The following is a 26,950-nucleotide window of genomic DNA, read 5'->3' on the forward strand; positions in this document are numbered from 1 at the left end:
GGTGTAAACACACCTCTTTTGTTAATTTTATGGTTGTATTAAAACTCTGCGTTTTTTGGGAAACGAGGGAAAGCAATTACATCTCTGATGTTTGTCATTCCACTTACGAATAATATCAGTCGTTCAAATCCTAATCCAAAACCAGAATGTGGTGCCGATCCAAAGCGTCTGGTGTCCAGATACCACCACATTTCTTCTAGTGGGATACTAAGGTCTTCCATTCTTTGGGTTAGCTTATCAAGGCGCTCCTCTCTTTGAGATCCTCCTATGATTTCGCCAATGCCTGGGAACAGGATGTCCATTGCGGCTACTGTTTTTCTGCCTTGGGCATCAGGTTCGTTTTGACGCATATAGAACGACTTAATGTCGGCTGGATAATCAGTTAAGATAACTGGTTTTTTAAAATGCTTTTCAACAAGGAAGCGCTCATGCTCCGATTGTAAATCTGCTCCCCACTCATCAATAAGATATTTAAACTGCTTTTTCTGATTAGGCTTAGAAGATTTTAAAATCGCAATAGCTTCTGTGTATGTTAGGCGCTCAAAATCATTGTTTAGGCAGAAGTTTAGCTTTTCTATTAAAGATAACTCACTGCGCTCATTCTGAGGTTTTGTTTTTTCTTCTTCAAGTAAACGGTTATTTAGGAAGTCAATCTCTTCCTTGCAGTGTTCAAGGGCGTAGCTGATCACATATTTTAGCATGTCTTCGGCAAGCTGCATGTTGTCTTCAAGATCAGCGAAGGCAATTTCAGGTTCAACCATCCAAAATTCAGCAAGGTGACGTGTTGTGTTGGAGTTTTCTGCTCTAAAAGTAGGGCCGAATGTGTATATCTGTCCAAAGGCCATCGCAGCAAGTTCACCTTCGAGTTGACCAGATACGGTCAGATTGGTCGCGCGCGCAAAGAAATCCTGTGAATAATCTACTTTCCCGTCATCTGTACGAGGTGTGTTGTCGAAATCAAGAGTGGTAACTTTAAACATTTCACCTGCACCTTCTGCATCTGAGGCAGTGATAACGGGTGTATGCATATATACAAAACCTCTTTCATTATAAAATTGATGGATAGCAAAGGCTAATGCATGACGTAATTTAAAGACTGCGTTGAAAGTATTGGTGCGGAAACGCAGGTGGGCAATTTCACGCAGAAACTCCAAGCTATGTTTTTTAGGTTGAAGAGGGAATTTTTCAGGATCACTATCACCTAATATTTCTATAGTTTCAGCTTTAATATCTACCCTTTGACCTTTTCCTAATGATTCTACAATTTTTCCTTTTACAGCAATTGCAGCTCCTGTAGTAATACGCTTTAAAAGTTCTTCCGGTGTATTATTAAAATCAACTACGACTTGGATGTTCCCCATACAGGAGCCATCATTTATTGCAATAAACTGGTTGTTGCGAAATGTTCGCACCCATCCCATAACCGTAACTTCTCTGTCGAATTCGTTTGTTTCTAACAAACTTTTTACTTTTTCTCTTTTAATCATGATTTTCTTGTGGAGAGCGTCAAAAATAAGGATTTCCTTTAATAAATGGGAGGGAATATTTTAGCAGCTTATTAGAGTCATTGTGGTTTGTTTTTATTTTATTTTTTGGTTTGTTTTAGGTGATTTTAATATTTTATAAAGTTTTTTCGTGATATTTTTTAATTTTTATTTGTGTTTCTTTTATTTTTTATTGTTTGTGTGATATTTATGTGTATTTATTTGAATGTTTTTTTTATATTTTATGTTTTGATTGGTTTTTTATTGTATTTTTTTAGTTGTTTGTGTGTTTTGTTGTGTTTTATTTTGTTTTTATGAGGTATTTTTAGATTATTATTTAAATAAAATCAATTTTTTATTGTTTTTAAATTTAAAGCTCTATATTTGTAATGCTCGTTTAATTTATATTTGGTTAGAGAGGCATACAATTGGATGATTGTATGCCTCTTCTTATTTTAAAAGTAGAATTCTATTTTTTTGTGTGTTTTTAACAGAAATCAAGCCTGTTTATTTTTTTGTAAATGAAAAAAGCCAATTGAGTTAACAATTGGCTTTTTCTTTTAATAAAGATTTATTTGAATAGCTATAGATTAAGCTAATACTTTTGTAACTAAATCAGCTGCATCTTTTAATGCTATGGCAGAGAAAACTTTTAATCCTGAGTCATCAATTAATTGCTTAGCTTCAATAGCATTTGTTCCTTGTAAACGGCAAATGATAGGAACAGGTACATCTCCAATTTCCTTGTAAGCATCTATAACACCTTGGGCAACACGATCACAACGAACAATACCGCCAAATATGTTAATTAAAATTGCTTTCACATTCGGGTCTTTAAGGATAATGTTAAAACCAGCTTTAACCGTTTGTGCATTTGCAGTACCACCAACATCTAAAAAGTTAGCCGGTTCTCCACCTGCAATTTTGATGATATCCATAGTAGCCATTGCTAAGCCCGCTCCATTAACCATACAACCTACGTTTCCATCAAGTTTAACGTAGTTAAGGTTTGATTCGCTTGCTTCAACATCAGTAGGATCTTCTTCTAATTTATCACGCATTGCCGCGTAATCTGGATGACGGAATAAAGCATTCTCGTCTAAATCTACTTTCGCATCAACTGCAATAATTTTATCGTCAGATGTTTTTAGAACGGGGTTGATTTCAAACATTGAAGAGTCAGTGCTGTCGTAAGCTTTGTAAAGTGCGGTAACAAATTTCACCATTTCTTTAAACGCCTGACCGCTTAGGCCAAGGTTGAAAGCTATTTTACGAGCTTGAAATCCTTGAAGGCCAACTTTAGGGTCAATTTCTTCTTTGAAGATCAAATGAGGAGTATGCTCAGCAACTTCTTCGATATCCATCCCACCCTCAGTAGAATACATAATTATGTTTCTTCCGTTAGCGCGGTTTAACAATACGCTGATATAGAATTCTTTGGTTTCAGATGCACCTGGATAGTAAACATCCTGAGCAACTAAAATTTTGTTAACTTTCTTTCCTTCCGGACCAGTTTGTGGAGTTATTAGCTGCATGCCTAAGATAGCAGAAGCTCTTTCCTTAACCTCATCAAGGTTTTTAGCAAGCTTTACACCGCCGCCTTTACCTCTACCACCAGCGTGGATCTGAGCTTTAATTACAACCCAGTCAGAATTGTAGTCAGTTTTCATTTTTTTAGCAGCTTCTACAGCCTGCTCTACCGTGTCGGCTACTACACCTTCTTGTACGGCTACTCCAAAACTTTTAAGTATTTCTTTACCTTGATATTCGTGGATATTCATTATGCTGAAAAAATTTGTTCAAATCTACAATTTCAAATGCTTTATAACAAATGGCTAAAGGTATTTTCAGCGTTTATATTTTCACTTTCGGGTTTCAGTTTTTTAATCGTCTTTTTAAATTTGAGTTTCATCTTGATCCAATAGCTGCTAAAGTCTACCCGACCTGCATTAAATAATCTTCTGTGTGCCAGCCAAACTACCATAGCTGTAGAAAAATAGAAAGCAGCATAGAAATAATAGGTAATAATTCTCATAAAAAGGCTCTTATCCCTATATATCAAACTTAATCTCTCAATTTGAAAAGTGATATGAGCTGCTTCGTCGATTAAAATATCTGTACTTATTTGTTTAAGCAATTTGCAGTCGGTCGCATCCTTTAAACATTGGTAAAATATCTGGGCCGCGCTTTCTACAGTAATTACCGCTATGGTCCAAAACTCCATGTCTGTATTTAATCCCCTTATTTTTCTAAATAAGCTGTCACCCCAATCCTTTTTTATTCTTCGTTCACCAATTAGGTCAATATAACGGCCCAAATTATGACCATGCTTTTGCTCTTCTTTAATAAACAGCTTAATGGCATCCGTATAATAAGGATCATTCAGCTTTTTTGCATGTTTTGTCGCGGCATTTACCAGATTTGTCCCTTCAGATGTTTCTCCTAGTTGCCAGGCCTGTAACGAGCTTAAAATGTTGGTTTTTTCTAGATGGGTTAAATTCGGACTGATGCTCCAGTCAATTCTTTGGTTCTTTAGGTTTTGGCTAAAATAGTTTATCCAATACGATGAGTTGTGCATACACCAGGTTTTAAGATTACAAATGGTTTTTAATTAAAAATTGCATTGTTTGCCAGTCACGGTAGTTCCATGAAAGCCAGGATGTCTCGTTGTATTTTGTTTTGAATGCATTGTTTCGTTGATTCAAGTCAGTTTCGAAAGCCTGAATTTGCTCAGTATCGGTTGGGGCTATTGATTTGTTAGAGATATTCGTTGTGTCGCTGCCTCGTTTATAAGCATAATTGGATGAGTGTAAATACTTTCTGAGTAGAAACTTGTTCGTATTCAAAAGAGGAAGGGTCTTGTCAGACATTTCCGTTAAATGGTCAAGATCCAGTGTTATAGTGTCTCTGTTGCGGATATTGTAACCCACGATAAAAACATCCCAGTTTACAAATCCAAAAACAAGCAGTAATATATACCAAATAAAACCATTTATTTTGCACAGATAAAAGAAGGTTTTTTGTTGAGCGACCTTGATGTAAACAGTAACAAGACCTGTTGTGCAAAGCAATAAGAAAACGAATACACCAATGCGTTTGTAGGTTAATCCAAGAGCGCTTACATACTGGTAATCTCTAAGTAAGACAGAACATACCAGAAATATATTTTGGAATATCCATAAATAGGCCAGTAATCTGATTGTTTTGCTTTTACTGTAGAAATTTAGATTTCCCCTAAAAAAATAGATAATAATCATCATAGCTATTACAATACTTAGTATTAAAACATTTGTGCCATCATGAAGTGCATCTGAATATTTAGCCCCATTCGATGCAATATTTTTACCCAGCCATAATGTAGTTATGTCAATGGTGTTTAATGAAAGCAAAAGAAGGTTTAAGGCAGTAAATGAAATGATACCGATGATATTCTCAGTTTTTAAAGCCATCATCCGTTTCAACAAACCTTCGGCAAAAACTTCGATAAACATATAGCCAATAGAGTTACTTGTTTTATTCCTGTGTTCTCTTACTAACTGCTCACCAAAGCCAGCTTCAATTTTTTCAAGTTCAAGCCTTTTTAAACTGATAAAAGCTCCTGCACTCAACACAATCCCAAGAACAATATGCATGAAGCGTTCAAAACTTAATTCTGGAAATAGGAAGATGACTATGTTGTTTATAAATGTGGTTATACCAGAAGTAATCCAATTGAGGTAATTGGCAAAAACACTATTAGCCTCACTATAAAGCATGCTAAACAGCATGATGGCGAAAAAAGGGATAATAATGTATTTTACGATTCTTAAGACAGGCTTAAAAGAAAGGCTCCTAAAGTGAATGGCCATTATTTTTTTTAAAAGATTTATCGGAGCCGTAATAATCTGTAAAAATGCAGCTAGTAATACGGTAAAAATATTCTTTAATAGAGGAAAATGGATTAAGCCTACCATGACCGCAAAACTGACATACCAGGTGATGATATTCAGATCTGATTGATTGACAACTACCATTATTGCAGCCAGAAGATGACTGCCTGCAATTATGTAGAGTTTTTTGGTTTTACGCTTTTCCTGATCCAGCAGTGTTATGAGGATTAAGAAAAGGGTGTAAATAAGGAGGTTGAGGGCTTGTTTCTCCATCCAGAAAAGAAAGTTAAAAAGAATGCCGCCACCAATTGCTGCAAGGAGCTGTAGGTCTATCCGCTGTTTCATGTGAGTGTAGATTTTTTAGATTAAAGCTGATTTGTAACTATCCACATGTATGCAAAAGCTACAGGGAGGTTAAATAGCATAACAACTGCTGTTTTTAATAGTGTAAGGCAATGCTCAGGGTGAACGATTATTGTAATCAATAAACTCAGAAATACAATTAAGTTGATCACTAAAGCAAGCATGATGTATAAGAGGCCTACTGGAACTAAGGGACTGAATTTTGTGAGGCAATAAAATAAGAAGAGTGCCGATCCTGCAACAAATGAATATTTAGTGCATTCTTTGGCAATGGTGGTAATTTGATTAATTGACATTGTTTTCATTTTTTTTAATTTTAAAAGTGCTTTGTATTTCAAAGTAACTGGGTAAAAAAAATTAAAGATTTTTAATCATCTTTTCTAACGCATCCAAGTGAGTTTTAAATGCTTGTCTACCCAGATCTGTAAGCATATATGTAGTATTAGTTTTTTTTCCAATAAATGATTTTTGAACTTTTAAGTATTCCGCTTGTTCCAAAGTGTTAAGGTGGGAGGCGAGGTTGCCGTCTGTAAGTTCCAGCATTTGTTTCAGTTCATTAAAACTAATGCTATCATTTACAATCAGAATTGACATCACACCAAGTCTTATCCGACTATCAAATATCTTGTTAAGGGCTCCTATCGGGTTCTTCATTATTTAGTCCTTTCGTACTTAAAATACATTAGCAAACCATAAAAAATATGAAGCACACCAAAACCAAAGGCCCAGAAGTAGAGTCCGTATCCAATATTAAACATCGCAACCAATCCTAGTAGAACTTCGCAGAAACCGAGAAAGCGAATGTCTGTATAAGTATACTTACTTGCATTAATCAAAGCCAGGCCATAAAATAACAAACAAGAAGGTGCTATTAAGCCATAAGTGCCAGGATGGGCCAGAAGAAGTCCAATGATAAATAAACCCCCGGCGATTAGTGGAATTGCTAAGTTGATCAATAAATTTTTAGAGGTTCGGTCCCAGAATGGTAGTTTCTTTCTTCTGGTTTGTCTAAGTGTAAGGAGGAAACCGCCTATTAGCGCAACAACAAGTACTCCCAGGCCAATTTTAATTAAATTGGCTTCCAGATCATCCTGTGTAAAACCATATTCATAAGTGCCATTTACACTATTTACTATTTCTAAATGAGCAAGGTAAGCACCCACCAGTGCAGTAAAACCAGCAAAAACTCCTGATAACCCACTTAAAGAAATAAATCTTGATGAACGATCCATCATTTTTTTGATGTCGTTCAATGCATTTAGCTGTTCTTCCTTGTTACTCATTTTAAAAGTACTTTGTTTTTCAAAGTTAAGCGATAAATCTGAACTTCCAAGAAAAATTTAGGATTTTTTGTTGCATCATATTTGTTTAACCTTGTGCTATGTTTTTGTAAGTTTGCATTTATGCTAAAAGCCACAGGTATAAAAAAAGCTTATGGAAATCTACCGATATTAAAAGGAGTAGATTTTGAGGTCAAAAAAGGCGAAATTGTAAGTATTATAGGTGCTTCGGGTGCGGGAAAAAGTACCTTGCTCCATATTTTGGGCACACTGGACAAGCCCGACGCTGGTACGGTAGAACTGAATGGTTCTAAAGTTAACAGGCTATCAGGCGAACTACTAAGTGTTTTTAGAAATAAGAATATCGGTTTTGTTTTTCAGTTCCATCATCTTTTACCTGAGTTTACTGCTCTTGAGAACATCTGTATCCCTGCATTTATAGCTAAGGTGCCTACAAAACAAGCAATGGCAAGGGCAACTGAGCTCCTTGAGCTTTTGGGTTTAAAGGATAGGGCAGATCATAAGCCTAATCAGTTATCTGGCGGCGAACAACAGCGTATTGCTGTAGCAAGAGCACTGATAAATAATCCGGCAATTATTCTTGCTGATGAGCCATCCGGTAATTTGGATTCGGCAAACGCTAACTCACTACATCAATTCTTTATTACCCTTAGAGATAATTTTAAACAGACTTTTGTGATTGTTACACATAATGAAGATCTGGCTAAGATTAGCGATAGGGTGGTTACAATGAAAGACGGTTTAATTATTTAAATTTTGAAGATATTAATAACGGGAGGGAAATCTGCTCAGTCGCTAAAACTGATTAAAACTTTTGCAGATGATAATATTGTACTGGCTGATTATGGGGATATGCCTTCTTTTCCATCTGCACGATACTATTTTATTTCTTTAGGAGCGCGAAATGATGAAATTATAGCCCATAATTTGTTAAATCATTGCCTCAACGAGGGGGTAGATGCGGTTTTACCTTTACATGAATTTGAGATTGCCGATATATTAAAGTCGAAGGTGCTTTTTGAGGAGTTTAATATTCATGTGCTAATGCCCGAAAAAGATCAGATCATCCACTTAACTAATATTTAATGGCATTTGAACATTATTTAAAAAACAAGCAAGCATTTGTTTTTGAACTGGATGATGTCCTTTATCCCCAGAAGGATTACTTGCTACAGGTTTATTATTTATTCGCTCAATTTATAGAATATGCAGAGCAAACGAGCGCTGATGAAATTCTTAAAAGTATGCAGCAAACATACTTTGCAACAGGTAGCGAGGATATTTTCGAGAAAACAGCAGCCCAACTTGATATACCGTTAAAGTATAAAGTGAATTTTGATTTGCTTTTCTTAAGCGCACGCTTGCCCTTAAAGCTATTGATGTTTAATGATATGCTTAGCTTGCTGCAGGAGATCACTGTTGAACGTAAGCAAATATTTATATTCACCAATGGCGATCCTATGGTGCAGCTGAATAAGATTAAGCAAATGGAATGGCAGGGATTAGAAAGCTATCTTACTGTTTATTTTGCTGCCGAAACGGCCTTTAAGCCTTCTCCAGACGGGATTCAATTGATTTTGGATAAGCATAATTTAAAGAAAGAAGCTGTACTGATGGTTGGTAAGCTTAAACTAGATGAAGAATGTGCTATAAATGCAGGGGTTGATTATTTGAATGTTGATAAACTATTAGTATCTTGATTACGTTTATACCTCCGAACCGGGTGTTGGTGATAAAATTATTTAAATGAAAAATAGCCTTGTAAAAAATTACGTAATTGGTTCGGTGTTGGGGATTTGCATGGTATTTAGTGCATGTAAAAAAAATAAAACTACACCTGATCCAGAACCGCAGGATACGCAAAATACCAAACAAACTCCTACAACAAATAGGGTAGATCTGACAAATGATTCCTTATTTCTATATGCTAAGGAAGTTTATTTCTGGAATGAATCCTTACCTACATACGATGCGTTTGAGCCGCGACAATATAGTGCTAACGGCGGAACAAACCTCGAAAAGTACGAGGCTAACTTATTTAATATAGTTAAGGCGTCAAAATCTCCCGATTATATAAGTAATGAACCAGACCCTAAGTATTCCTATATTTTCGATAAAGCCGATAAAAACCCTACTGCAAGTATACCTGGTACAAAGTTGTCAGTTGACTTGGAAGGAAACGGAAACGATGTAGGAATAAGATTCGGGTATTTTGGGCCAGATAATTTTCATTATTCAATTTATGTTACTGCCGTTTATTCAAACTCTCCCGCATCTAAAGCTGGTTTTAAAAGAGGTGATGAAATTACATCTATAAACGGGGTTACCTATGGAACTAATTTTAATGGAGAAATAGATGAAATCCAAAGTGCAATTGAAGGAGCCACGGTAACCCTTGCAGGAAAAAAGGGAAGTGTAAGTTTCACTAAAACACTTAATAAGAGCGTATATAAGAGCAGTCCTATATATAAAGACACTGTTTTTACAGCCAACAGTAAAAAGTTAGGTTATTTGGCCTATGCAAGGTTCTCAAATAAAGAAAATTCTGAAAGTGCACTAACCACAGTGTTCAATAATTTCGCTGCTAAAGGAGTAACCGATCTTATTGTTGACTTACGATATAATGGTGGTGGTTACATAAGTACAGCACAACACCTTATTAATCTTATTGCGCCTGCCGGTACTTCGGGTGTGATGTTCACGGAGCATTATAATTCCACAATGCAGAACAAAAAAGCTACGATATTAAAGAATCAGCCCGCTGTTAATGATGATGGGCAGGCCGTTGGGACATATTTTGATGATGATTATTCTGTAAGTGGTAATACAACAACATTTCAAAAGAAGGGAAACTTGAATAGCGTGAAAAATGTGGTGTTTATTGTTTCGAAGGGCACAGCTTCTGCTAGCGAACTTGTAATAAACAGTCTTAAGCCACACATGACGGTTAAATTGGTAGGAGATACTACTTATGGTAAGCCGGTTGGTTTTTTCCCTATAACCCTGGAGAACAAGTACGACGTTTACTTCTCAATGTTTGAAACTAAAAACTCTGCGGGTGTCGGGGGCTATTATGCTGGATTAGATCCAGATGTAGAGGGGTATGAGTTTGCATTGGGAGGTGTGATGTACGATTTTGGTAATCCTAACGACGATTGTACTGCAGAGGCCATTAAACTTTTGGTTCCAAACACAGCAGTTGCCAGCCAGGGAAAAGTAGGTGCCACTGCAGATAGAACTAAATCAACACGTTTACATGCACTTGGAGGTAAATCAAGTGGTGAGTTTGTTGGGATGATTGAAAACCGAAAATAACCCTCACTTAATTTATTGTTTTCTTTTCGTTAATTACTGATTTCAAATAAAGCTGATGGTCCAGCCTTTGGGTTATTTCAAGGATTGCCTCACTTGCATTGGTGAAAAATGCAGGATTGATGTTTTTAAACTCGTCAGTAGCTTTATGATAGTCCTTGTGATCTTCCACTCCGAAATAAATAAAGGGTATGTCTTTGTCATTAAAAGCCGAGTGATCACTTTGATTTGTCCAGTCGTTGCTACCCAGTTTTGGGTCATCATGACCTAAGATTATTTTTATTTTAGAATTCTTGCTAAAAACAGATGGTTTTAACTGAGGGTATTTAAAGGTGCCACAAGCATAAAGCTCACCTTTGTCGTTGTGGCTCACCATATCCATGTTTATATTGAGTTTGATATTCTCAAGTTGAACGGGCGGATTTTTTATAAAGGCTTTGGCGCCCTGTAAACCTGCTTCTTCCGCATCAAATGCAGCAAAAATTAAAGTATGGTCGGGTTTATTCTTTATATAATGTGAGGCGAGCTTCAATAACGTAGCAATTCCCGAAGCATTATCATCGGCGCCATTGTAAATTTCATTGTTTATAATTCCGATATGATCATAATGGGCAGATATAACTATTACATTTTTACTCTTCCCTTCTACATATGCCAGCAGATTTTTACCTTCAGTGGTGGTTCCTTTTTTGCCCGTAAAGGTAAATGGCATCTCATAGCCAGAAAATGTTGGTAAAGTTTTTAAACCAATTTCTTTAAATCGGGACACTATATAAACTCGTGCCATTTCGCCGCCTTTTGTTCCCGTTTTTCTCCCTTCATACGCATCGGAAGATAATACTTCTACATCTTTAAGTAGCTGACTTCCAGCTTGGGCATCTGTTTTTTTTACAGAACTACAGCTTAATAATAAACTAAGGAATAGTAAAGGGTAGAGTTTCATTTTGTTACGATTGGTATATAATACTAAAGTAAAGATATAGAATGATATTTGTAACTCTTTTCATGTCCTATTGTTATTTAAATAGATTAAATGCATATTTAAGTAAGAATAAGTCATAATACTATGTTAGGGGAATTAATAGAAAAAGAATCAATAGATATCAGTAAAATCGTTTCAGCCGATCAGAATCACACAGAAGAATTAAGAGATAAGTTAAACTCCGCACAACGACTGGGGAACGAATTTAAATCAAAAGCGGATATTACATTTAACACTACAGAAGGACCAAAAACAGTTAGTACTACCGTTTGGTCTGTTACTGAGAGATACCTTCAATTAAAGAGCGGAGTTCATATCCCACTAAGCAGCCTTATTGATATAGATTTCTAGTAATAAGTTAGCCTAACGACGCCTGCAACTTTTTTGGCGAGACGGATAACCTGTCTGGTATAACCATATTCATTGTCATACCACACATATATTACTACAGATTTGTTGTCTTTGGCCATAATTGTTGCAGGTCCATCTATAATAGCCGAATGACTATTGCCTATGAGGTCTGTGCTTACTAATTCATTGGAAATTGAATATTCGATTTGTTCGGACAGATTCCCAAAAAGGGAGGCCTGTTTCAATATCTCGCCGATTTCTTCTTTTGATGATACTTTGTTTAGTGACAGATTTAATATGGCTAAGGATACGTTGGGTGTAGGAACACGTACCGCATTTCCTGTTAGTTTTCCTCCTAAATGAGGAAGTACTTTAGCTACAGCTCTATCTGCCCCTGTTTCGGTAATTACGAGATTTAATGCTGCGGCACGACCTCGCCGATATTTTTTATGGTAATTATCCAGTAGATTTTGATCGTTTGTGTAGGAATGTATTGTTTCTATATGTCCCTTTTCAATTCCAAAACAATCATCTATTAATTTTAATACAGGGACTATGGCATTAGTAGTGCACGATGCGTTAGAAAAGATGGTTTCCTTTGCAAAATCAATCTCTAAATCATTAATCCCTGCTACAATATTGGGTACATTACCCTTTGCCGGAGCAGTAAGTAATACCTTTGCTATTCCTTTAGCTTGTAAGTGCCTGCTTAAGTCTTCCCGTTCACGAAAAATTCCTGTATTGTCAATTAGCAGGGCATCCTGAATTCCATAAACAGTATAATCTATGTCTTGCGGCTGTTCAGCTTCAACGAAATAAATGGTTTGTCCATTTATAATAAGTGCATGATTTTCAAAATCTTCAATTATAGTACCGTTAAATGGGCCATGAACAGAATCAGTGCGCATTAGTTCTGCTCTTTTAATGAGCTCTTCGTCGCTATGACCTCGGGTTACGATTGCACGCAGCCGTAATTGTTCTCCTTTTCCGGCCTGCAAAACTAATTCTCTTGCAGCTATGCGCCCAATACGGCCAAATCCAAACAATATTACATCCTTAGGTTTTAAGTTGATCTTATCTTTACCGATGTGTTTGTTGAGCTTGTCAATTACGAAATCCTGGATATTGGTGTTATTATCCTCAAGCCATTCGGTAGCTAATCTTCCTATGTCAATCCTGGAAGGGGCAAGGTTGCTATTTGCTATTGTTTTAGCTAATTCCAGTGTTTCATAAATGTTAATGTCTTTCCCACTAACTTCCTTGGCGTATTGATGGTAGGAAAGTATCGCACTGCTACCTATGTCAAACAAAGGTTTTCTGAATAGTACCAGTTCAATTGATTTATCGAACCATAGCTGTCCTACAATATTGATTAATTGAATTGCCTTTTTTTCCTTTTCAATCCAGCTTTGAAACTCCGATTGGTACTTATTTAGCATGCCGTTAAATTTGGTTAGAACGTCACAAAAGTAAAAAAGATCGGGTACATACCCGATCTTTTTTACTTTAAAATATTTTTTAATCTCTTATCCTAAATAAGATTTTAAGATTTTGCTACGTGACGTATGACGCAAACGCTGAAGTGCTTTATCTTTTATCTGACGTACACGTTCACGGGTTAAATTGAACTTCTCTCCAATCTCTTCAAGAGATAGGGGATGATTTGTACTCAATCCAAAGAAAAGAACAATAATTTCACGTTCTCTTTCTGTTAAAGTAGACAATGAACGTTTAATTTCTTCCGAAAGCGATTCGTTTATAAGACTGCTATCTGTATTTGGTTCATGGTTTTCCAACACATCTAGTAGTGTATTTTCTTCACCCTGAACAAATGGAGCATCCATGGATACGTGTCTTCCTGAGTTACTTAACGTGTCAGAAATCTTATCAACAGTTGTTTCCAGTATATCCGCCAATTCTTCCGGAGATGGCTCGCGCTCATATTCCTGCTCTAATTTTGAGAAGGCTTTGCTAATTTTACTTAAAGATCCAACCTGGTTAAGGGGTAAACGTACTATACGACTTTGCTCAGCAATTGCCTGCAAAATAGACTGACGAATCCACCAAACAGCATATGAGATAAATTTAAAACCTTTTGTCTCATCAAAACGCTTGGCAGCCTTAATTAAGCCTAGATTTCCTTCGTTAATTAAATCTCCTAAAGTTAAACCCTGGTTTTGATATTGTTTTGCTACCGAAACCACGAAGCGCAAATTGGTTTTAGTTAAACGTTCTAACGCAGCCTGATCGCCCTCACGTATTTTTCTTGCTAATATTACTTCTTCTTCCGCGGTAATTAAATCCACTTTACCAATTTCGTGAAGGTATTTGTCTAGAGATTGACTTTCGCGATTGGTAATCGATTGCGTGATTTTGAGTTGTCTCATTTATATGCTTTGGTACTCTTTATGTGTTTGAACGTGCAAAAGTAAGAATTTTAAGGCAATTAGAAAACATAAATTACTGAAAACGTTACACTTTACACGTATTAATTATACAATAATTTAGCAGCAAAAATTATTCCAAAATACTTTTGTCAGTATGAATGTCGTTATATTGTAAAACATCGTGTTATTATTGATTTTCAATATTAATATTGTGTTTTATAATAAAAATTAACGCCATCTAAAGCCAAAATAAATGTTTGTCTTTGTGATGTCAGGAAATAAAACATAATTAGCATCTTTAAAAATGGGGAAAATAGGGGAATATTAATTCCATTGATTAGTGACTCATAATTAAATCATATTATGCCAATAATTATAAACTTAGACGTAATGCTTGCTAAAAGGAAGATGTCTTTAACAGAGCTTAGCATGAGAGTAGGGGTAACAATGTCTAACCTTTCTATATTAAAAACGGGAAAGGCAAAAGCAATCAGATTGGAAACTATGGATGCGATATGCAATGTTCTAAACTGCCAGCCAGGCGATATACTGGAGTTTCGTAGGTGATCTTGTAGAAGCCCGCCGTCTCGACCATAAGGGATCTCTCTTGGTCACAAAATAGCTTCTGAGCAAATTTACATAAGCAAGACATCCTAGGTTCTTCAGGATGACGAAGTAGAATGACGATCGCTTTAGCAAAATGTATTAGACAAGAGCCTGATCAACATTGAAATCAATCAGGCTCCTGCAAAAAGTTATATAATAGATATTTAAGTCAAATCTGAAATTTCCGCATCAGGGGCATTTTTTTTAACCGATTCAATGCCGTTATCTCTGCTTGCAACACTTTCGTATATTTCACTGTTACCAATAATTTGTCCGTTGGTTGCTTTTAAATTAAAGTATGGTTTGCCATTGGATGATGTTTTTCTCTCGTATTTACCATCATCCTGAGAGTTTTTCTTTACAGACTCAATTCCGTTGGTGCATCCGCTTTTACTTGAATATCCTTCGCTAGTTAAAATTACCTGGCCATTTCCTGCCTTTAAATTGAATTGGAATTCTCCATTCTTTCTTGTTGTGATTTCAAATTTGCCCATAATCTTTTTTTAATTTGTTTTTAAAGTAGACTGTTTTAGTAATCCAATTTATAAAAAACTAAACAAAACCAAACAATTATTATTTTTTTGTTTAGGGATTAGTGATGCTTTTTAAATCAAAAGTCTGATCTAGCCTTATGCCTTTTTCTGTCTGCTGTAAAGTACAGCATTCATTCACGGCATCATGTTCCAGATAAAGGATATAGCCATTTTCTGTTGCTTCCTGTAAAAAAGACTTCTTTTCCTTTAACGTTTGTAGTGGGAACATGTCGTATGCCATAACATAAGGTAGGGGGATGTGTCCAACAGAAGGAAGCAGGTCCGCCATATAAACAATCGTCTTGTTCTTATATTTGATTTGGGGTAACATCATTGCGTCAGTATGCCCGTACGCAAATCGAATGTTGATGCCATCATGAAATTGAACTCCATCAGCATCTTCAATAAACCTAAGTTGACCACTGTCCTGAATAGGTAAAATATTTTCTTTTAAAAAAGAAGCCTTTTCTCTTTCATTTGGATTTACAGCCCAGTCCCAGTGTTTTTGGTTGCTCCAATAGAATGCATTTTTGAATGCTGGTCTAAGTTTGTCGCCAACACGCATTATTGAACCGCCACAATGATCAAAATGAAGGTGTGTTAAAAAAACATCCGTTATATCGTCTCTTGAAAAACCTTTTGCAGCCAAAGACTTGTCTAAGGTATCATCACCATGCAAATAGTAATGGCCTAAAAATTTTTCATCCTGTTTATCGCCAATGCCATTATCTATTAATATTAATCTATCACCGTCTTCAATTAACAAACACCTCATTGCCCAGGTGCACATGTTATTCACATCAGGTGGTGTCGTTTTTTGCCAGATGGATTTAGGTACCACACCAAACATGGCACCTCCATCAAGTTTAAATAAGCCCGTATTTATAGTATGTAGATTCATATTTTAAAATTAATGAAAAAGGCCGCATTGCGGCCTTTTTCGAAATATGTTAATGCAAAAATTATTCCTATAAATGGATTACTTCTCCATATGCATCGGCAGCAGCTTCCATAATTGCTTCACTCATAGTAGGGTGAGGGTGAACAGATTTAATCATTTCATGACCAGTTGTCTCCAATTTACGGGCAACAACAATTTCAGCAATCATTTCTGTAACGTTCGCACCAATCATGTGAGCGCCTAACAATTCTCCGTATTTAGCATCAAATATTAATTTAACAAAACCATCTTTAGCACCGGCAGCACTTGCCTTGCCTGAAGCAGAGAATGGGAATTTTCCGATTTTCAATTCATATCCTGCAGCTTTGGCAGCTTTTTCAGTGTAACCCACCGAAGCAATTTCAGGACTGCAATAAGTACATCCAGGGATATTGTTGTAGTCTAATGGCTCAGGTTTGTGACCGGCAATTTTTTCTACACAGATAATACCTTCTGCCGAAGCAACGTGGGCCAGCGCTTGTCCGCCAACGATATCTCCAATAGCGTAATAACCTTTTACAGAGGTATTGTAGAATTCATCTACAACCACTTTACCTTTTTCAGTTTTGATGCCGGTTTCTTCTAAACCTAAGTTTTCGATGTTTGCAACCACACCAGCTGCAGAAAGAACGATATCACATTCAAGCGTTTGCATACCTGATGCCGTTTTAACCTGTACTTTGCAACCAGCACCACTGGTGTCAACAGATTCAACACTTGAAGAGGTCATGACCTCGATACCTGCTTTTTTAAAGCTGCGTAATAATTGTTTAGACACATCTTCGTCTTCAACAGGAACAACATTGTCCATAAACTCGACAACGGTAACCTTAGTACCTAAAGTAGCGTAGAAATAAGCAAATTCAACACCTATTGCACCAGAACCAACAACAACCATAGATTTTGGTTGCTCAGGTAAAACCATAGCTTGTCTGTAGCCAATTACTTTTTTACCATCTTGTTTTAAGTTAGGTAATTCTCTTGATCTTCCGCCTGTAGCTAATATAATGTTAGTTGCAGTATATTCTTTTTGAGAACCATCAGCAGCTTTAACTTCAACTTTATTTCCAGGTTTAACTTTACCTGAACCCATTATTACATCAATTTTGTTCTTTTTCATTAAGAACTGAACCCCTTTGCTCATACCATCAGCAACGCCACGGCTACGCTTAATGACTGCTGCAAAATCAGCCTCAGCTTCAGCGGTTTTAATACCATATTCTGAAGCGTGGTTAATGTATTCAAACACCTGGGCACTTTTTAGTAATGCTTTAGTAGGTATACAGCCCCAATTAAGGCATATCCCGCCTAAGGATTCGCGCTCTACAACTGCAGTTTTCAAACCTAACTGAGAAGCTCTGATTGCAGCTACGTATCCTCCGGGACCGCTGCCTATTACAATTACATCGTAGTTCATATCTTATTATAAAGGAATTTAACTTTAGTAAACGCCCAAAAATAAAAAAAAATGTTCGTTAATACTTCCTTTAAGATTTTTGAGTAAATGATTTACCTCAACAGAATGTTAACATATGACCTTAATAAAACAAAAGACAGTGCGACGGATAAAAACAATTGACTGATAAACTGTTGGTTATATATTTAACCCCTGTGTTAAATGTTGAAAAGTTTTGACTTTATTAATAATTATTTAACATGAAAATTAAAGTGAGCATTAAATTAATATTTAAATTTGCCGCTATCATCAATTTTTGATGTTATTCATAAAAAAACAAAACAATATGAAGAAATCTTTACTATTTAAAATCGTAGTAATCGTTTTGGCATTTGTGGGGTCTATTTCTGCAGTGAATGCACAAGTAACTACATCTGCTATGAACGGTACTGTTACAGATGACAAAGGGGCACTGCCAGGTGCAACCGTAGTAGCAGTCCATGGTCCAACAGGAACTGTTTATAAAACCATTACCAGAAATGATGGGCGTTATAACTTTGCTAACATTAATGTTGGCGGGCCTTACACCGTAACTGCCACAATGGTCGGTTACACTGCTTCAAAAAATTCAAACATTAATTTAGGATTAGGGCAGAACTTTAAGGTCGACTTTAAATTGCAGGAATCATCACAATCACTTGCAGAGGTCACCATTGTTTCTAATCAAAACAAAACCATCAACAATTCACGTACAGGAGCACAAACAAGTGTGTCTCGTGAGCAATTAGAAAAGTTACCTACCTTTAACAGAAGTGTAACGGATCTAACCAAACTTACTCCTCAATCAAATTCACAAGGAGATGGGTTTTCATTCGCTGGCCGTAACAACAAGTTTAACTCTTTTACTATCGATGGTTCTCAGTTTAATAACTCATTCGGTCTAACCGCAATGCCAGGAGGAGGAACAGGTGCTCAACCTATCTCCCTGGATGCGTTAGATCAAATCACGATCAACATTGCCCCTTACGATGTAAAGCAAGGTGGTTTTACCGGAGGTAGTGTAAATGCTGTAACAAAAAGCGGAACTAACAATTTCTCTGGATCAGTTTATACTTTCTACAAAGATCAAAACTTGCAGGGATATAAAGTAGGAGATGCTGAAATTCCTAAAACTGCAGCAAGTGCTTTTACAAACAAAATATTTGGTGCCCGTATCGGAGGTCCTATTGTAAAAGACAAACTATTCTTTTTCATAAACGGAGAGATCACAAGAAGAGCTTTTCCGGGAACAACTTTAAGTGCTGACAGAGGACAAGGTGGAAGTAATGTAACAAAAGTTAAGGCATCGGATCTTGATGCTGTTAAAAGTTTGCTTATCTCTAAATGGGGATATGATCCGGGTGTTTACGAAGGCTATTCAAGCGATCAGCAAGCTGATAATTTAACAGCCCGTTTGGATTGGAATATTAATGAAAATAATAAGTTAACTATCCGTTATAATTATTTGAAATCATTTAAAGATATTGATCCTAGTTCGTCAAATTCAAATAGTGGTCGTGGTCCTACCATTAATTCAACGATTTTCTCAAACATGCGTTATCGTTTCTTTAATAATACCAAATCAATCGCAGCTGAGTTAAACTCTAAATTTGGAAATAGATTCTCGAACAATTTACAAGTAAGTTATTCTGCTTTCCGCGATTATCGTGAAATCTATGGAAGTCCTTTCCCTGTTGTTGATATTGAAAACGGAGCAGGTTCTAACTACATTTCATTGGGATCTGAGCCATTTAGTGGTTTAAATACATTAGATCAGGATGTTTATTCATTTACAGATAACTTTAACATCTATGCAGGAAGCCATAACATCACAATCGGAGCTTCAGGTCAATATTTAAAATATGGTAATGGATTTGCGCAGTTTGTCTATGGTCAGTTTCGTTATAAATCAGTTGCTGATTTCTTAGCTGCCGCAGGTGGTAACAACTCTGTCAATCCTAGCTTATACCAATTAACATATTCAGCTAATGGCGATCCGAGACCAATAGCTAAGCTATCTATGGCACCAATAGCTGTTTATGTACAAGATGAATGGTTTGTTAGAGATAACTTTAAATTAACTTATGGTGTACGTGCAGATATTCCAATTTACACTTCAGAAATTACCTCTAATCCGGCTATAGTAAGTGCTACATTCCGCGATGGTGAAAAACTTGATGTAGGTAAACTACCTAAAACACAGATTTTGATCTCTCCTCGTGTTGGTTTCAACTGGGATGTTAATGGCGACCAGACTTTCCAGCTTAGAGGTGGATCTGGAATATTTACAGGTGGTATGCCGGGTGTTTACCTGGTTAACCAGGCTGGTCAAACAGGACTTTTATTCGGAAATGAGTTTACAAACAATCCAACTAACCGTCCATTTACCTCAAATGTTTCAGCTTATATCCCTTCAAACGCCGGAATTCCAGCGAGCTATGCTATTAACGCTACAGCTTCTGATTTCAAAATTCCGCAAGTATGGCGTTCAAATTTAGCCGCTGATTTTAAACTCCCTGGAGGTATTCTTGCAACTTTAGAAGGTATTTACACTAAATCTATAAATGAGATTTATCACCGTGATGCCAACTTAGTTAACCCAACAGGTAAATTAACAGGCACAGGAGATACCCGTGATATTTTCCCTGGTTCAAGCGCCAACAGAATAAATAACTTCCTTACTAATGCTATTGTGTTAGACAATACGAACAAAGGATATGCTTATAACTTAACTGCTCAATTGCAGAAACGCTTTGGCAGATATGTAGATGCTATGATTGCCTATACATATAGCGACGCACGCGATGTAACATCTACACCAGGTTCACAAGCTAACTCAGCTTTTACAGGAAACCAAATTGTTAACGATCCTAACAACCCAATTCTTGCTTACAGCAGTTATGTTGTTAAAAACAGGATTGTTGCAGCAGTGAATTTCAATTTCGAAATAGCTCCTAAATTACCAACTTCAGTCGGTGTTATTTATGAAGGTTCTCCATACGGAGATAGTTTTGGAGATACACGTTTTTCTTATATCGTATCGGGTAACCTGAACAATGATAATGGAACTGGTAACGATTTGATGTATGTTCCTAAAGATAAAAACGATATCAATTTTGTAACTACAGATGTTAAAGATAGTAGAGGAAATGTAACCTTTGCTGCTGAAAGTGCCGACTCACAATGGGCAAGGCTAGATGCCTACATCAGCCAGGATAAATATTTAAGTACAAGAAGAGGACAGTATGCTGAACGTAACGGTGCAGAATATGCATGGACCAATCGTTTTGACTTAAGAATTACTCAGGATTTCTTTACAAAATGGCAAGAAGAAAATAAAAGCCGTTTCCAAATCTCTGTTGACTTTGTAAACTTCGGAAACTTGCTTAATAAAGATTGGGGACTTACAAAAGTACCTAACCTAAACAATTTCATGCAACTTCGTTCTACAACTGCTGGAGTACCACAATATACTGTTGATAAAACTTTATCAAAAACATTTAGAGACAATACTTCTATCGCTTCTAGATATCAGGTACAAGTTGGTGTACGTTATTCTTTTAACTAAGAATTATAAACATAAACAAAAAAGGCTCCAGTTTTTAGGAGCCTTTTTTGTTTAACAACAGTTTATATCCCAACCCCGTTGGAGTGTAGATTATCCTTCAGAACTGATTTAATATACCTAGAATTCAATTTTTTATAATTACCATACTTGTATCTGTTGAAAAAACTGATAATTAATCTATTAATATTTTGTCAAGATTTTATTCAAACTAAACAGGAACGTTAACAAAAAATAAGCTAAGAATATTTGACATCATGATTTACAGATGATTTAAATTTTTGCTTTTAGATAACAGATACTTTGGGCTAATAGTTAAATTTCAATCAAATGACATTTAGCCATACCATTTGTCTTTTTTTTTACGTTATACAACAAATAAGTTACACTTGGGATCCGTAAATTATTAGGAGGAGCTATAATGTCTTTAGAAATTACAGAATCAGAAAAATTACAAATGAATACAAAAGAATTTTTGAATGAACATTCTTTTGAAGAAATCCATGAGATGCTAGATAAGTTGTATAGTGGATGGGCAGGCCATGCCGCTGTTCAGGTTGAAACGGAAGAGCGCCTTAAAACGCTAATATTTTTTGACGAATTAAAACAGTTCTTCGAGAAAATTGAAGAAAGCAATTAGGGATATTATACGCTAATAGTTATTTGTAATTAAAATTAGTAATTTGGATTTATAAGCCAATTCTTTTCAATAAAGGAAAGAACGAACGTTTCCAGACTGTGAATCGAATACTTACCAAAGTCCTGCTAAAATGCGTGCTTGTGTGCGGCGTGTTTTGCTTTCTTTTTTCCGCTGCTAATGCACAAAACAACCATGTTAAATTTAAAGTGATTGCATTTTATACTGCTAAAAACGATCAGGCCCACATAAGCTTTGTTCATGAAGCCAATAAATGGTTCCCAAAAAAGGGACTACAGCATAACTTTACTTATGATTCTACCAGTAACTGGGACAATTTAAACGCAAACTTCCTTTCCAAATATCAGGTAGTTATTTTTCTAGATACACGACCTGATAAACCCACACATCGACAAGCATTTGAAAATTACATGAAACACGGAGGAGCATGGATGGGCTTTCACTTCTCGGCTTTCGCGCTAACTCCATCCGACTTTCCTCAAAACTGGGATTGGTACCATAATGAATTTCTTGGCTCCGGATCTTATGGAAGCAATACCTGGCGACCAACCTCAGCTGTTCTTAGGGTCGAAGATAAAAAACATCCGGCAACAAAGACCCTGCCCCAAACTTTTAAGTCGAGCCCAAATGAGTGGTACAGGTGGACAAACGACTTAACGAAGAACCCAAATATTAAAATCATATTATCAATTGATAGCAGCAGTTTTCCTTTGGGTACAGGGCCTAAGCCTCATGAAATATGGCATGACGGTTATTATCCTGTAGTGTGGACAAATAAGCAATATAAAATGATATATATGAATATGGGGCATAACGATATCGATTATGAACATCCGCCGCATAACAAAGAATTGTCATTAACATTTGATAATGAAGTTCAAAATAGATTAATCATTAATAGCTTACTTTGGCTCGGCAATAAATAAGTACAACTCAAGGCGAAATATCTACGCTTCATCAATTATTTGTCTTTTCCTATTCAACAGATCTACAGCTTTGTACAGATAAGTAACAAGCAAATAGTGATATGTTAACAGGATGTCTTTTTGAAAATGGTGTAAGTGTCAGGATTCTTGGTGATACTTCGGATTTGATTTCGATGCACAAAACTGTGCGTAAAATAACGGTGGTAATAGTTGATTATGAACTAAAGGATACCAATGTTTCTAATCTGTTGGTAGATTTTTTAGAGAATATTGAAAAAGCAATTCAAAGTAACCTGACTGTTTCTGACGGCTTTAAAAGTTCATGGATAGAGCTGCTAATGATCAGTCGTTTATTAAGGTTATTATCTGGCTATGTGGTAACGGATGAGCTGGACGAAATCAATATGCTTCTCCTTGAATATATTATCGGAAAAACAATCTCGCCTGCAAATGAGCAGGAGTATATAGTGCTTAATAATTATATAGAGCAGGAATTTTTATGCGTGAACATTAAACAATTCATTAAAAGTTTTGACTGCATGATAAATAAAAAACATAGCTATGAAAAGCATTAGATATACATTAATTACCGGCGCCAGTTCAGGTTTAGGGAAAGAGTTTTCTATTCAATGTGCCGCTATGGGAATGAATATTATTATGGTTGCCCTTCCGGGAAGCAATATGACCTCCATTGCCGAAAACCTCGCACTTGAATATCAAATAGAGGCTAAAGTATTTGAATTTGATATTACCGACAGCATATTGCTCATAGAAAGGTTGAATTACATTATAGAAAATTTTGAGGTCGACTTTTTAATTAACAATGCCGGAATTGGTGGTACAGCTTCCATAACAGAAAGCTCTTTAGAAGCGATGGATAGAATTTTGCAGGTTAACATTAGAAGTATGGTTTCCATTACTCAAATGCTATTGCCTCATTTGTTAAAACATCAAAAAAGCCATATCATGAATATTTCCAGTATGGCTGCTTTTACACCAATAGCTTATAAAACAGTATATCCTGCGTCGAAAGCATTTATTTCTTCATTTTCTTTGGGGTTAAGAGAGGAACTGCACGATACCAATTTGTCGGTTAGTGTGGTTTATCCGGGGCCGATAATGACAAATTCAGGGGTATCCATAAGAATAATGGGGCAGGGCACAAAGGGACGGATTGGTTTGTTAACTACGGCCGAAATTGTTCGCATTGCACTAAAACAAACCATGTTTAATAAAGCGGTAATTATTCCGGGTTTATGGAATAAGATAAATCATAGACTAATGGGGATTTTACCCCTGGAGATGAAGCTTAGAATCGTATCGCGCGCAGTCAAAAAAGAAATTGCAATTAAATAATATCCAAAAGAATAATGAAAGTTTTAATAACCGGTGGTAATGGCTTTTTAGGCTCTAATGTTGCACGTGAACTGTTCAGGAGAGGTTACGAGGTTAAGCTGATGATGAGAGGCAGTTCGGATGCTACCGTAATTTCTGATGTGCCATGCGAAATCTATCATGGGGATATCAGTAATCAGGAAGAGGTATTTATGGCTGTAAAGGGCTGCGATTATGTAGTGCATACGGCATCTATAACCCAACAATGGGCGATAACTTTTAAAGAGTATGAATTAATTAATATTAGAGGGACTATAAATGTAGTTAATGCTTGCCTGGAATATAATGTTAAAAAGCTCATCCACATTAGTACTGCAAACACTATCGGACCGGGTAATAAAATTAAGCCTGCAAATGAATTGAACTCCTTTACACTGCTCCATGTTAATTCAGGCTATATCAACAGTAAATACATTGCTCAGCAATATGTTTTGGAACAGGTTGAACGTAAAAACCTTCAGGCAATAATTGTAAATCCAACATTTATGATCGGGCAATTTGATGTAAAACCCAGTTCGGGCAAAATCATACTGCATGGTATAAATAAACGGTTGGTTTTTTATCCACCAGGGGGTAAAAATTTTGTACATATTAATGATGTATGCACAGGTATTGCAAATGCATTGGAGATAGGGAAAATAGGCGATTGCTACTTGTTAGCCGGAGAAAATTTGACTTATAAAGAGTTCTTTAAATTACTGAATGAGGTAGCCGGACAGGACCCTGCCATGGTACGTATACCTCGATTCATTTTAAAAATGATAGGAATAATGGGTACATTGGTTGGAGTATTTAGCAAAACATCGGGTAAGCTGACGTATTCTTCGGCCTATATGTTGTGTTTATACAACTACTATTCGGGCAAAAAATCTGAACGGGAGCTATTGGTAAAATACACGCCAATAGATAAGGCCATAGGTAGTGCATTAACATGGTTCAAAGAAAATAATTACTGTTGAGCTTATTACTATGTTGATTGGTTTTTTAATAATGCTGATAAGGATGAATCCGGCCAAAATTGAACAGATTTTTCAAAACAAATATTTTAAATACGGCTTAAGGGTCTTAGTGCTGTACGTTTTTAGCCTGATATTTAAATCTTTTGATCTTACGTTTCCGCACGAGGTTGGTTCCTTCTTGTTAAGGGGGCAGGTTTTTAGTTTAATGTATATCATTTTTGGCTTAATTTCATGGGAGGGTGCAGCCAGGCTCTCGAAATATATAGAAAGGAATGTTTTTAATAAAAGTGTTTCTTCCAAACTACTGTTGTTGTGCATAAGCCTTTTGTTGTATGGTCTGCTTATAGCTTATTTGTTTGGGCTATGCTATTCTGTATTTGATATTGTATTATTTAAACAATATGAAGCCTGGGACCATTTTGTGGCTTTTAGCTATGATCTGAATTTTGGTACTTTCATCTTCTACCTTTTAATACTTGCTTACAATGGCGTGGTTCTTTATTACAAGAACTGGAAGGAATCGCAATTGAATGCAGAACGGCTTATGCGTGAGAATATTCAGGCTAAGTACGATGTGCTGAAGAGCCAGATAGATCCTCATTTTTTCTTTAACTCACTAAGTGTGCTTACCAATCTGGTGTATAAAAGTCCGGATTTATCGGCCGAGTATATTACACAATTGGCTAAGAGTTACAGGTACATACTGGATAAGAAATTTGAAAATCTGGTAACCATTAAAACAGAGCTGGAGTTTTTAGAATCTTATTCTTTCCTGATCAGGATAAGGCATCAGAACAGTATAGAGTTTCATATAAATATTAGTGAAGCGGTGCAGGGCACTGGTATGGTACCACCGGCAACTTTACAGATGCTGGTCGAAAATGCAGTTAAACACAACCGTTTTTCGGCCAATGACCCTCTGCGCATTTGTATTAAAGATGAAGGTGAATATCTTATTATTGCAAACGATTTGAGAAAACGCGCAAGTGTTCAGAATTCTATTGGCGTTGGTTTGGATAACATCAGTAAAAGGTATGAGTTAACTAGTGATAAAAGAATTACCATAACCGAAACAGATAATACATTTACAGTACGTGTACCAATAATACATAGTTATGAAGATTATAATATTTGAGGATGAAAGGCATAATGCCGAAAGGTTGATTCAGCTGCTGCAAAAATGTTTGCCTGTGATTGATGTAGTAGCCATTATCGAATCTGTAGAGGATGGGATTAAATGGTTCGATAATCAGGATAATACTGCTGATTTGATATTTATGGACATTCAGCTGTCGGATGGTAATTGCTTTGAACTTTTTGAAAGGAGGGATGTTCAAATTCCTATTGTTTTTACAACGGCGTACGACAGTTTTGCTTTACAGGCATTTAAGGTTTATAGTGTTGATTATTTGATGAAGCCAATTGATGTAAAAGACCTTAAGCGGGCAATAGAGAAGTATGAATATTTTAAGCTTCCGGCAAACTCCGGAGTTAACATTTCTAAAATTGCAGAAGAGTTTTCTAAGCGCGAGAACACGCGTTTTATAGGTAAAATTAACAATCAGCTTATTTATGTGAAGGCTAAGGATATTGCCCATATTCACTTTGCTGATGGGTTAACCTGGGCCACTACAATGACTGATCAAAAGATCCCGTTGGATTATTCTTTAGATCAGATTGAGAAACTACTTGATAAGAATCTGTTTTTCAGGATCAATAGGAAACTGATTATTCATATAGATGCGATAAAAAAAATTACTACCTATTATAATAGCAGATTTATTTTGCAGCTATCGCCCGCTGTTGATGTTGAGGCAATTATAAGCAGGGAAAGGGTAAACGGTTTTAAGGCCTGGTTGGAGGGCCAAACCATTTCTTCCTGAT

General features: G+C 36.2%; 27 protein-coding genes. 14 read left to right on the forward strand and 13 right to left on the reverse strand.

Annotated features, from left to right (window positions below):
• Positions 1 to 38: 38 nt before the first annotated feature.
• The 7 genes from asnS to N824_RS07345 form a co-directional block, all read right to left on the reverse strand.
• A complete protein-coding gene (gene asnS / locus N824_RS07315) occupies positions 39 to 1,487 on the reverse strand; it encodes an asparagine--tRNA ligase (protein ID WP_048904458.1) in 1,449 nt (482 codons plus the stop codon).
• Positions 1,488 to 2,074: 587 nt separating this feature from the next.
• Entirely contained in the window at positions 2,075 to 3,265 is a 1,191-nt protein-coding gene (sucC, locus tag N824_RS07320) for an ADP-forming succinate--CoA ligase subunit beta (protein ID WP_048904459.1), read from the reverse strand.
• Positions 3,266 to 3,306: 41 nt separating this feature from the next.
• A complete protein-coding gene (locus N824_RS07325; protein WP_048904460.1) occupies positions 3,307 to 4,062 on the reverse strand; it encodes a ferritin-like domain-containing protein in 756 nt (251 codons plus the stop codon).
• 16 nt (positions 4,063 to 4,078) lie between these two features.
• On the reverse strand, positions 4,079 to 5,698 hold the full coding sequence (locus N824_RS07330; protein ID WP_048904461.1) for a DUF4173 domain-containing protein: 1,620 nt from the start codon (positions 5,696 to 5,698) through the stop codon (positions 4,079 to 4,081).
• Positions 5,699 to 5,718: 20 nt separating this feature from the next.
• The gene (locus N824_RS07335; RefSeq protein WP_152542007.1) at positions 5,719 to 6,021 is read right to left on the reverse strand and encodes a hypothetical protein; all 303 of its coding nucleotides are present in this window, start codon (positions 6,019 to 6,021) and stop codon (positions 5,719 to 5,721) included.
• 52 nt (positions 6,022 to 6,073) lie between these two features.
• Complete coding sequence (locus N824_RS07340; RefSeq protein WP_048904463.1) at positions 6,074 to 6,370, reverse strand: transcriptional regulator; 297 nt, start codon at positions 6,368 to 6,370, stop codon at positions 6,074 to 6,076.
• Positions 6,370 to 6,999 carry a hypothetical protein gene (locus N824_RS07345; RefSeq protein ID WP_048904464.1) on the reverse strand — a complete coding sequence of 210 codons (630 nt, stop codon included), beginning with the start codon at positions 6,997 to 6,999 and terminating at the stop codon, positions 6,370 to 6,372. The genes N824_RS07340 and N824_RS07345 overlap by 1 nt, the downstream gene beginning before the upstream one ends.
• A gap of 120 nt (positions 7,000 to 7,119) precedes the next feature.
• Between N824_RS07345 and N824_RS07350 the strand changes: the two genes are divergently transcribed.
• From N824_RS07350 to N824_RS07365, 4 genes are read left to right on the forward strand one after another with little or no spacing between them, the layout of a single operon-like run.
• On the forward strand, positions 7,120 to 7,770 hold the full coding sequence (locus N824_RS07350; protein WP_048904465.1) for an ABC transporter ATP-binding protein: 651 nt from the start codon (positions 7,120 to 7,122) through the stop codon (positions 7,768 to 7,770).
• Positions 7,771 to 7,773: 3 nt separating this feature from the next.
• Positions 7,774 to 8,103 (forward strand): hypothetical protein, encoded by a 330-nt coding sequence (locus tag N824_RS07355; protein ID WP_048904466.1) that lies wholly within the window; start codon positions 7,774 to 7,776, stop codon positions 8,101 to 8,103.
• A complete protein-coding gene (locus tag N824_RS07360) occupies positions 8,103 to 8,717 on the forward strand; it encodes an HAD hydrolase-like protein (protein ID WP_048904467.1) in 615 nt (204 codons plus the stop codon). The genes N824_RS07355 and N824_RS07360 overlap by 1 nt, the downstream gene beginning before the upstream one ends.
• 46 nt (positions 8,718 to 8,763) lie before the next feature.
• Entirely contained in the window at positions 8,764 to 10,332 is a 1,569-nt protein-coding gene (locus N824_RS07365; protein ID WP_048904468.1) for a S41 family peptidase, read from the forward strand.
• Positions 10,333 to 10,339: 7 nt separating this feature from the next.
• On the opposite strand, the gene N824_RS07370 is transcribed toward N824_RS07365, so the two are convergent.
• A complete protein-coding gene (locus tag N824_RS07370) occupies positions 10,340 to 11,272 on the reverse strand; it encodes a M20/M25/M40 family metallo-hydrolase (RefSeq protein ID WP_048904469.1) in 933 nt (310 codons plus the stop codon).
• 123 nt (positions 11,273 to 11,395) lie between these two features.
• On the opposite strand from N824_RS07370, the gene N824_RS07375 reads away from it, so the two are divergent.
• A complete protein-coding gene (locus N824_RS07375; RefSeq protein ID WP_048904470.1) occupies positions 11,396 to 11,662 on the forward strand; it encodes a hypothetical protein in 267 nt (88 codons plus the stop codon).
• Here N824_RS07375 and N824_RS07380 read toward each other — a convergent pair.
• Complete coding sequence (locus N824_RS07380) at positions 11,659 to 13,101, reverse strand: glyceraldehyde-3-phosphate dehydrogenase (protein ID WP_048904471.1); 1,443 nt, start codon at positions 13,099 to 13,101, stop codon at positions 11,659 to 11,661. The two genes, N824_RS07375 and N824_RS07380, sit on opposite strands and share 4 nt — an antisense overlap.
• 87 nt (positions 13,102 to 13,188) lie before the next feature.
• Positions 13,189 to 14,049, reverse strand: a complete 861-nt coding sequence (locus N824_RS07385; protein ID WP_008242129.1) for an RNA polymerase sigma factor RpoD/SigA — start codon at positions 14,047 to 14,049, stop codon at positions 13,189 to 13,191.
• Positions 14,050 to 14,412: 363 nt separating this feature from the next.
• Here N824_RS07385 and N824_RS07390 point away from each other — a divergent pair, with 363 nt between their 5' ends.
• Positions 14,413 to 14,616: a helix-turn-helix transcriptional regulator gene (locus tag N824_RS07390; protein ID WP_048904472.1), complete on the forward strand. Its 204-nt coding sequence runs from the start codon at positions 14,413 to 14,415 to the stop codon at positions 14,614 to 14,616.
• A gap of 203 nt (positions 14,617 to 14,819) precedes the next feature.
• Here N824_RS07390 and N824_RS07395 read toward each other — a convergent pair whose 3' ends face one another.
• The 3 genes from N824_RS07395 to lpdA form a co-directional block, all read right to left on the reverse strand.
• The gene (locus tag N824_RS07395) at positions 14,820 to 15,149 is read right to left on the reverse strand and encodes a YegP family protein (RefSeq protein ID WP_048904473.1); all 330 of its coding nucleotides are present in this window, start codon (positions 15,147 to 15,149) and stop codon (positions 14,820 to 14,822) included.
• A gap of 91 nt (positions 15,150 to 15,240) precedes the next feature.
• On the reverse strand, positions 15,241 to 16,089 hold the full coding sequence (locus tag N824_RS07400; RefSeq protein ID WP_048904474.1) for an MBL fold metallo-hydrolase: 849 nt from the start codon (positions 16,087 to 16,089) through the stop codon (positions 15,241 to 15,243).
• A gap of 67 nt (positions 16,090 to 16,156) precedes the next feature.
• The gene (gene lpdA, locus N824_RS07405) at positions 16,157 to 17,545 is read right to left on the reverse strand and encodes a dihydrolipoyl dehydrogenase (RefSeq protein WP_048904475.1); all 1,389 of its coding nucleotides are present in this window, start codon (positions 17,543 to 17,545) and stop codon (positions 16,157 to 16,159) included.
• Positions 17,546 to 17,870: 325 nt separating this feature from the next.
• On the opposite strand from lpdA, the gene N824_RS07410 reads away from it, so the two are divergent.
• The 8 genes from N824_RS07410 to N824_RS07445 all read left to right on the forward strand — a co-directional run bounded on the left by N824_RS07410 (position 17,871) and on the right by N824_RS07445 (position 26,949).
• The gene (locus N824_RS07410; RefSeq protein WP_161662272.1) at positions 17,871 to 21,131 is read left to right on the forward strand and encodes a TonB-dependent receptor; all 3,261 of its coding nucleotides are present in this window, start codon (positions 17,871 to 17,873) and stop codon (positions 21,129 to 21,131) included.
• 454 nt (positions 21,132 to 21,585) lie between these two features.
• Positions 21,586 to 21,768 (forward strand): hypothetical protein, encoded by a 183-nt coding sequence (locus N824_RS07415; protein WP_152542009.1) that lies wholly within the window; start codon positions 21,586 to 21,588, stop codon positions 21,766 to 21,768.
• A 98-nt stretch (positions 21,769 to 21,866) separates the two neighbouring features.
• Positions 21,867 to 22,712, forward strand: coding sequence for a ThuA domain-containing protein (locus tag N824_RS07420; protein WP_200869831.1), 846 nt, complete (start codon positions 21,867 to 21,869; stop codon positions 22,710 to 22,712).
• 101 nt (positions 22,713 to 22,813) lie between these two features.
• Positions 22,814 to 23,287 (forward strand): hypothetical protein, encoded by a 474-nt coding sequence (locus N824_RS07425; protein WP_048904478.1) that lies wholly within the window; start codon positions 22,814 to 22,816, stop codon positions 23,285 to 23,287.
• On the forward strand, positions 23,274 to 24,068 hold the full coding sequence (locus N824_RS07430) for an SDR family oxidoreductase (protein ID WP_048904479.1): 795 nt from the start codon (positions 23,274 to 23,276) through the stop codon (positions 24,066 to 24,068). The genes N824_RS07425 and N824_RS07430 overlap by 14 nt, the downstream gene beginning before the upstream one ends.
• Before the next feature lie 14 nt (positions 24,069 to 24,082).
• Positions 24,083 to 25,066 carry an NAD-dependent epimerase/dehydratase family protein gene (locus tag N824_RS07435; RefSeq protein ID WP_084498222.1) on the forward strand — a complete coding sequence of 328 codons (984 nt, stop codon included), beginning with the start codon at positions 24,083 to 24,085 and terminating at the stop codon, positions 25,064 to 25,066.
• A gap of 31 nt (positions 25,067 to 25,097) precedes the next feature.
• Positions 25,098 to 26,201 carry a sensor histidine kinase gene (locus N824_RS07440; RefSeq protein ID WP_235207019.1) on the forward strand — a complete coding sequence of 368 codons (1,104 nt, stop codon included), beginning with the start codon at positions 25,098 to 25,100 and terminating at the stop codon, positions 26,199 to 26,201.
• Positions 26,182 to 26,949: a LytTR family DNA-binding domain-containing protein gene (locus tag N824_RS07445; protein ID WP_048904482.1), complete on the forward strand. Its 768-nt coding sequence runs from the start codon at positions 26,182 to 26,184 to the stop codon at positions 26,947 to 26,949. Before N824_RS07440 ends, N824_RS07445 begins: the two co-directional genes overlap by 20 nt.
• Position 26,950 lies beyond the last annotated feature (1 nt).

It is taken from the genome of Pedobacter sp. V48 (assembly GCF_000523515.1).
Taxonomy (GTDB): domain Bacteria; phylum Bacteroidota; class Bacteroidia; order Sphingobacteriales; family Sphingobacteriaceae; genus Pedobacter.

Coding starts and splice junctions, on each gene's coding strand:
- asnS (WP_048904458.1), bottom strand. CDS start 1,487: ATGATTAAAAGAGAAAAAGTAAAAAGTTTGTTAGAAACAAACGAATTC.
- sucC (WP_048904459.1), bottom strand. CDS start 3,265: ATGAATATCCACGAATATCAAGGTAAAGAAATACTTAAAAGTTTTGGA.
- N824_RS07325 (WP_048904460.1), bottom strand. CDS start 4,062: ATGCACAACTCATCGTATTGGATAAACTATTTTAGCCAAAACCTAAAG.
- N824_RS07330 (WP_048904461.1), bottom strand. CDS start 5,698: ATGAAACAGCGGATAGACCTACAGCTCCTTGCAGCAATTGGTGGCGGC.
- N824_RS07335 (WP_152542007.1), bottom strand. CDS start 6,021: ATGAAAACAATGTCAATTAATCAAATTACCACCATTGCCAAAGAATGC.
- N824_RS07340 (WP_048904463.1), bottom strand. CDS start 6,370: ATGAAGAACCCGATAGGAGCCCTTAACAAGATATTTGATAGTCGGATA.
- N824_RS07345 (WP_048904464.1), bottom strand. CDS start 6,999: ATGAGTAACAAGGAAGAACAGCTAAATGCATTGAACGACATCAAAAAA.
- N824_RS07350 (WP_048904465.1), top strand. CDS start 7,120: ATGCTAAAAGCCACAGGTATAAAAAAAGCTTATGGAAATCTACCGATA.
- N824_RS07360 (WP_048904467.1), top strand. CDS start 8,103: ATGGCATTTGAACATTATTTAAAAAACAAGCAAGCATTTGTTTTTGAA.
- N824_RS07365 (WP_048904468.1), top strand. CDS start 8,764: ATGAAAAATAGCCTTGTAAAAAATTACGTAATTGGTTCGGTGTTGGGG.
- N824_RS07370 (WP_048904469.1), bottom strand. CDS start 11,272: ATGAAACTCTACCCTTTACTATTCCTTAGTTTATTATTAAGCTGTAGT.
- N824_RS07375 (WP_048904470.1), top strand. CDS start 11,396: ATGTTAGGGGAATTAATAGAAAAAGAATCAATAGATATCAGTAAAATC.
- N824_RS07380 (WP_048904471.1), bottom strand. CDS start 13,101: ATGCTAAATAAGTACCAATCGGAGTTTCAAAGCTGGATTGAAAAGGAA.
- N824_RS07385 (WP_008242129.1), bottom strand. CDS start 14,049: ATGAGACAACTCAAAATCACGCAATCGATTACCAATCGCGAAAGTCAA.
- N824_RS07390 (WP_048904472.1), top strand. CDS start 14,413: ATGCCAATAATTATAAACTTAGACGTAATGCTTGCTAAAAGGAAGATG.
- N824_RS07395 (WP_048904473.1), bottom strand. CDS start 15,149: ATGGGCAAATTTGAAATCACAACAAGAAAGAATGGAGAATTCCAATTC.
- N824_RS07400 (WP_048904474.1), bottom strand. CDS start 16,089: ATGAATCTACATACTATAAATACGGGCTTATTTAAACTTGATGGAGGT.
- lpdA (WP_048904475.1), bottom strand. CDS start 17,545: ATGAACTACGATGTAATTGTAATAGGCAGCGGTCCCGGAGGATACGTA.
- N824_RS07410 (WP_161662272.1), top strand. CDS start 17,871: ATGAAGAAATCTTTACTATTTAAAATCGTAGTAATCGTTTTGGCATTT.
- N824_RS07415 (WP_152542009.1), top strand. CDS start 21,586: ATGAATACAAAAGAATTTTTGAATGAACATTCTTTTGAAGAAATCCAT.
- N824_RS07425 (WP_048904478.1), top strand. CDS start 22,814: ATGTTAACAGGATGTCTTTTTGAAAATGGTGTAAGTGTCAGGATTCTT.
- N824_RS07430 (WP_048904479.1), top strand. CDS start 23,274: ATGAAAAGCATTAGATATACATTAATTACCGGCGCCAGTTCAGGTTTA.
- N824_RS07435 (WP_084498222.1), top strand. CDS start 24,083: ATGAAAGTTTTAATAACCGGTGGTAATGGCTTTTTAGGCTCTAATGTT.
- N824_RS07440 (WP_235207019.1), top strand. CDS start 25,098: ATGCTGATAAGGATGAATCCGGCCAAAATTGAACAGATTTTTCAAAAC.
- N824_RS07445 (WP_048904482.1), top strand. CDS start 26,182: ATGAAGATTATAATATTTGAGGATGAAAGGCATAATGCCGAAAGGTTG.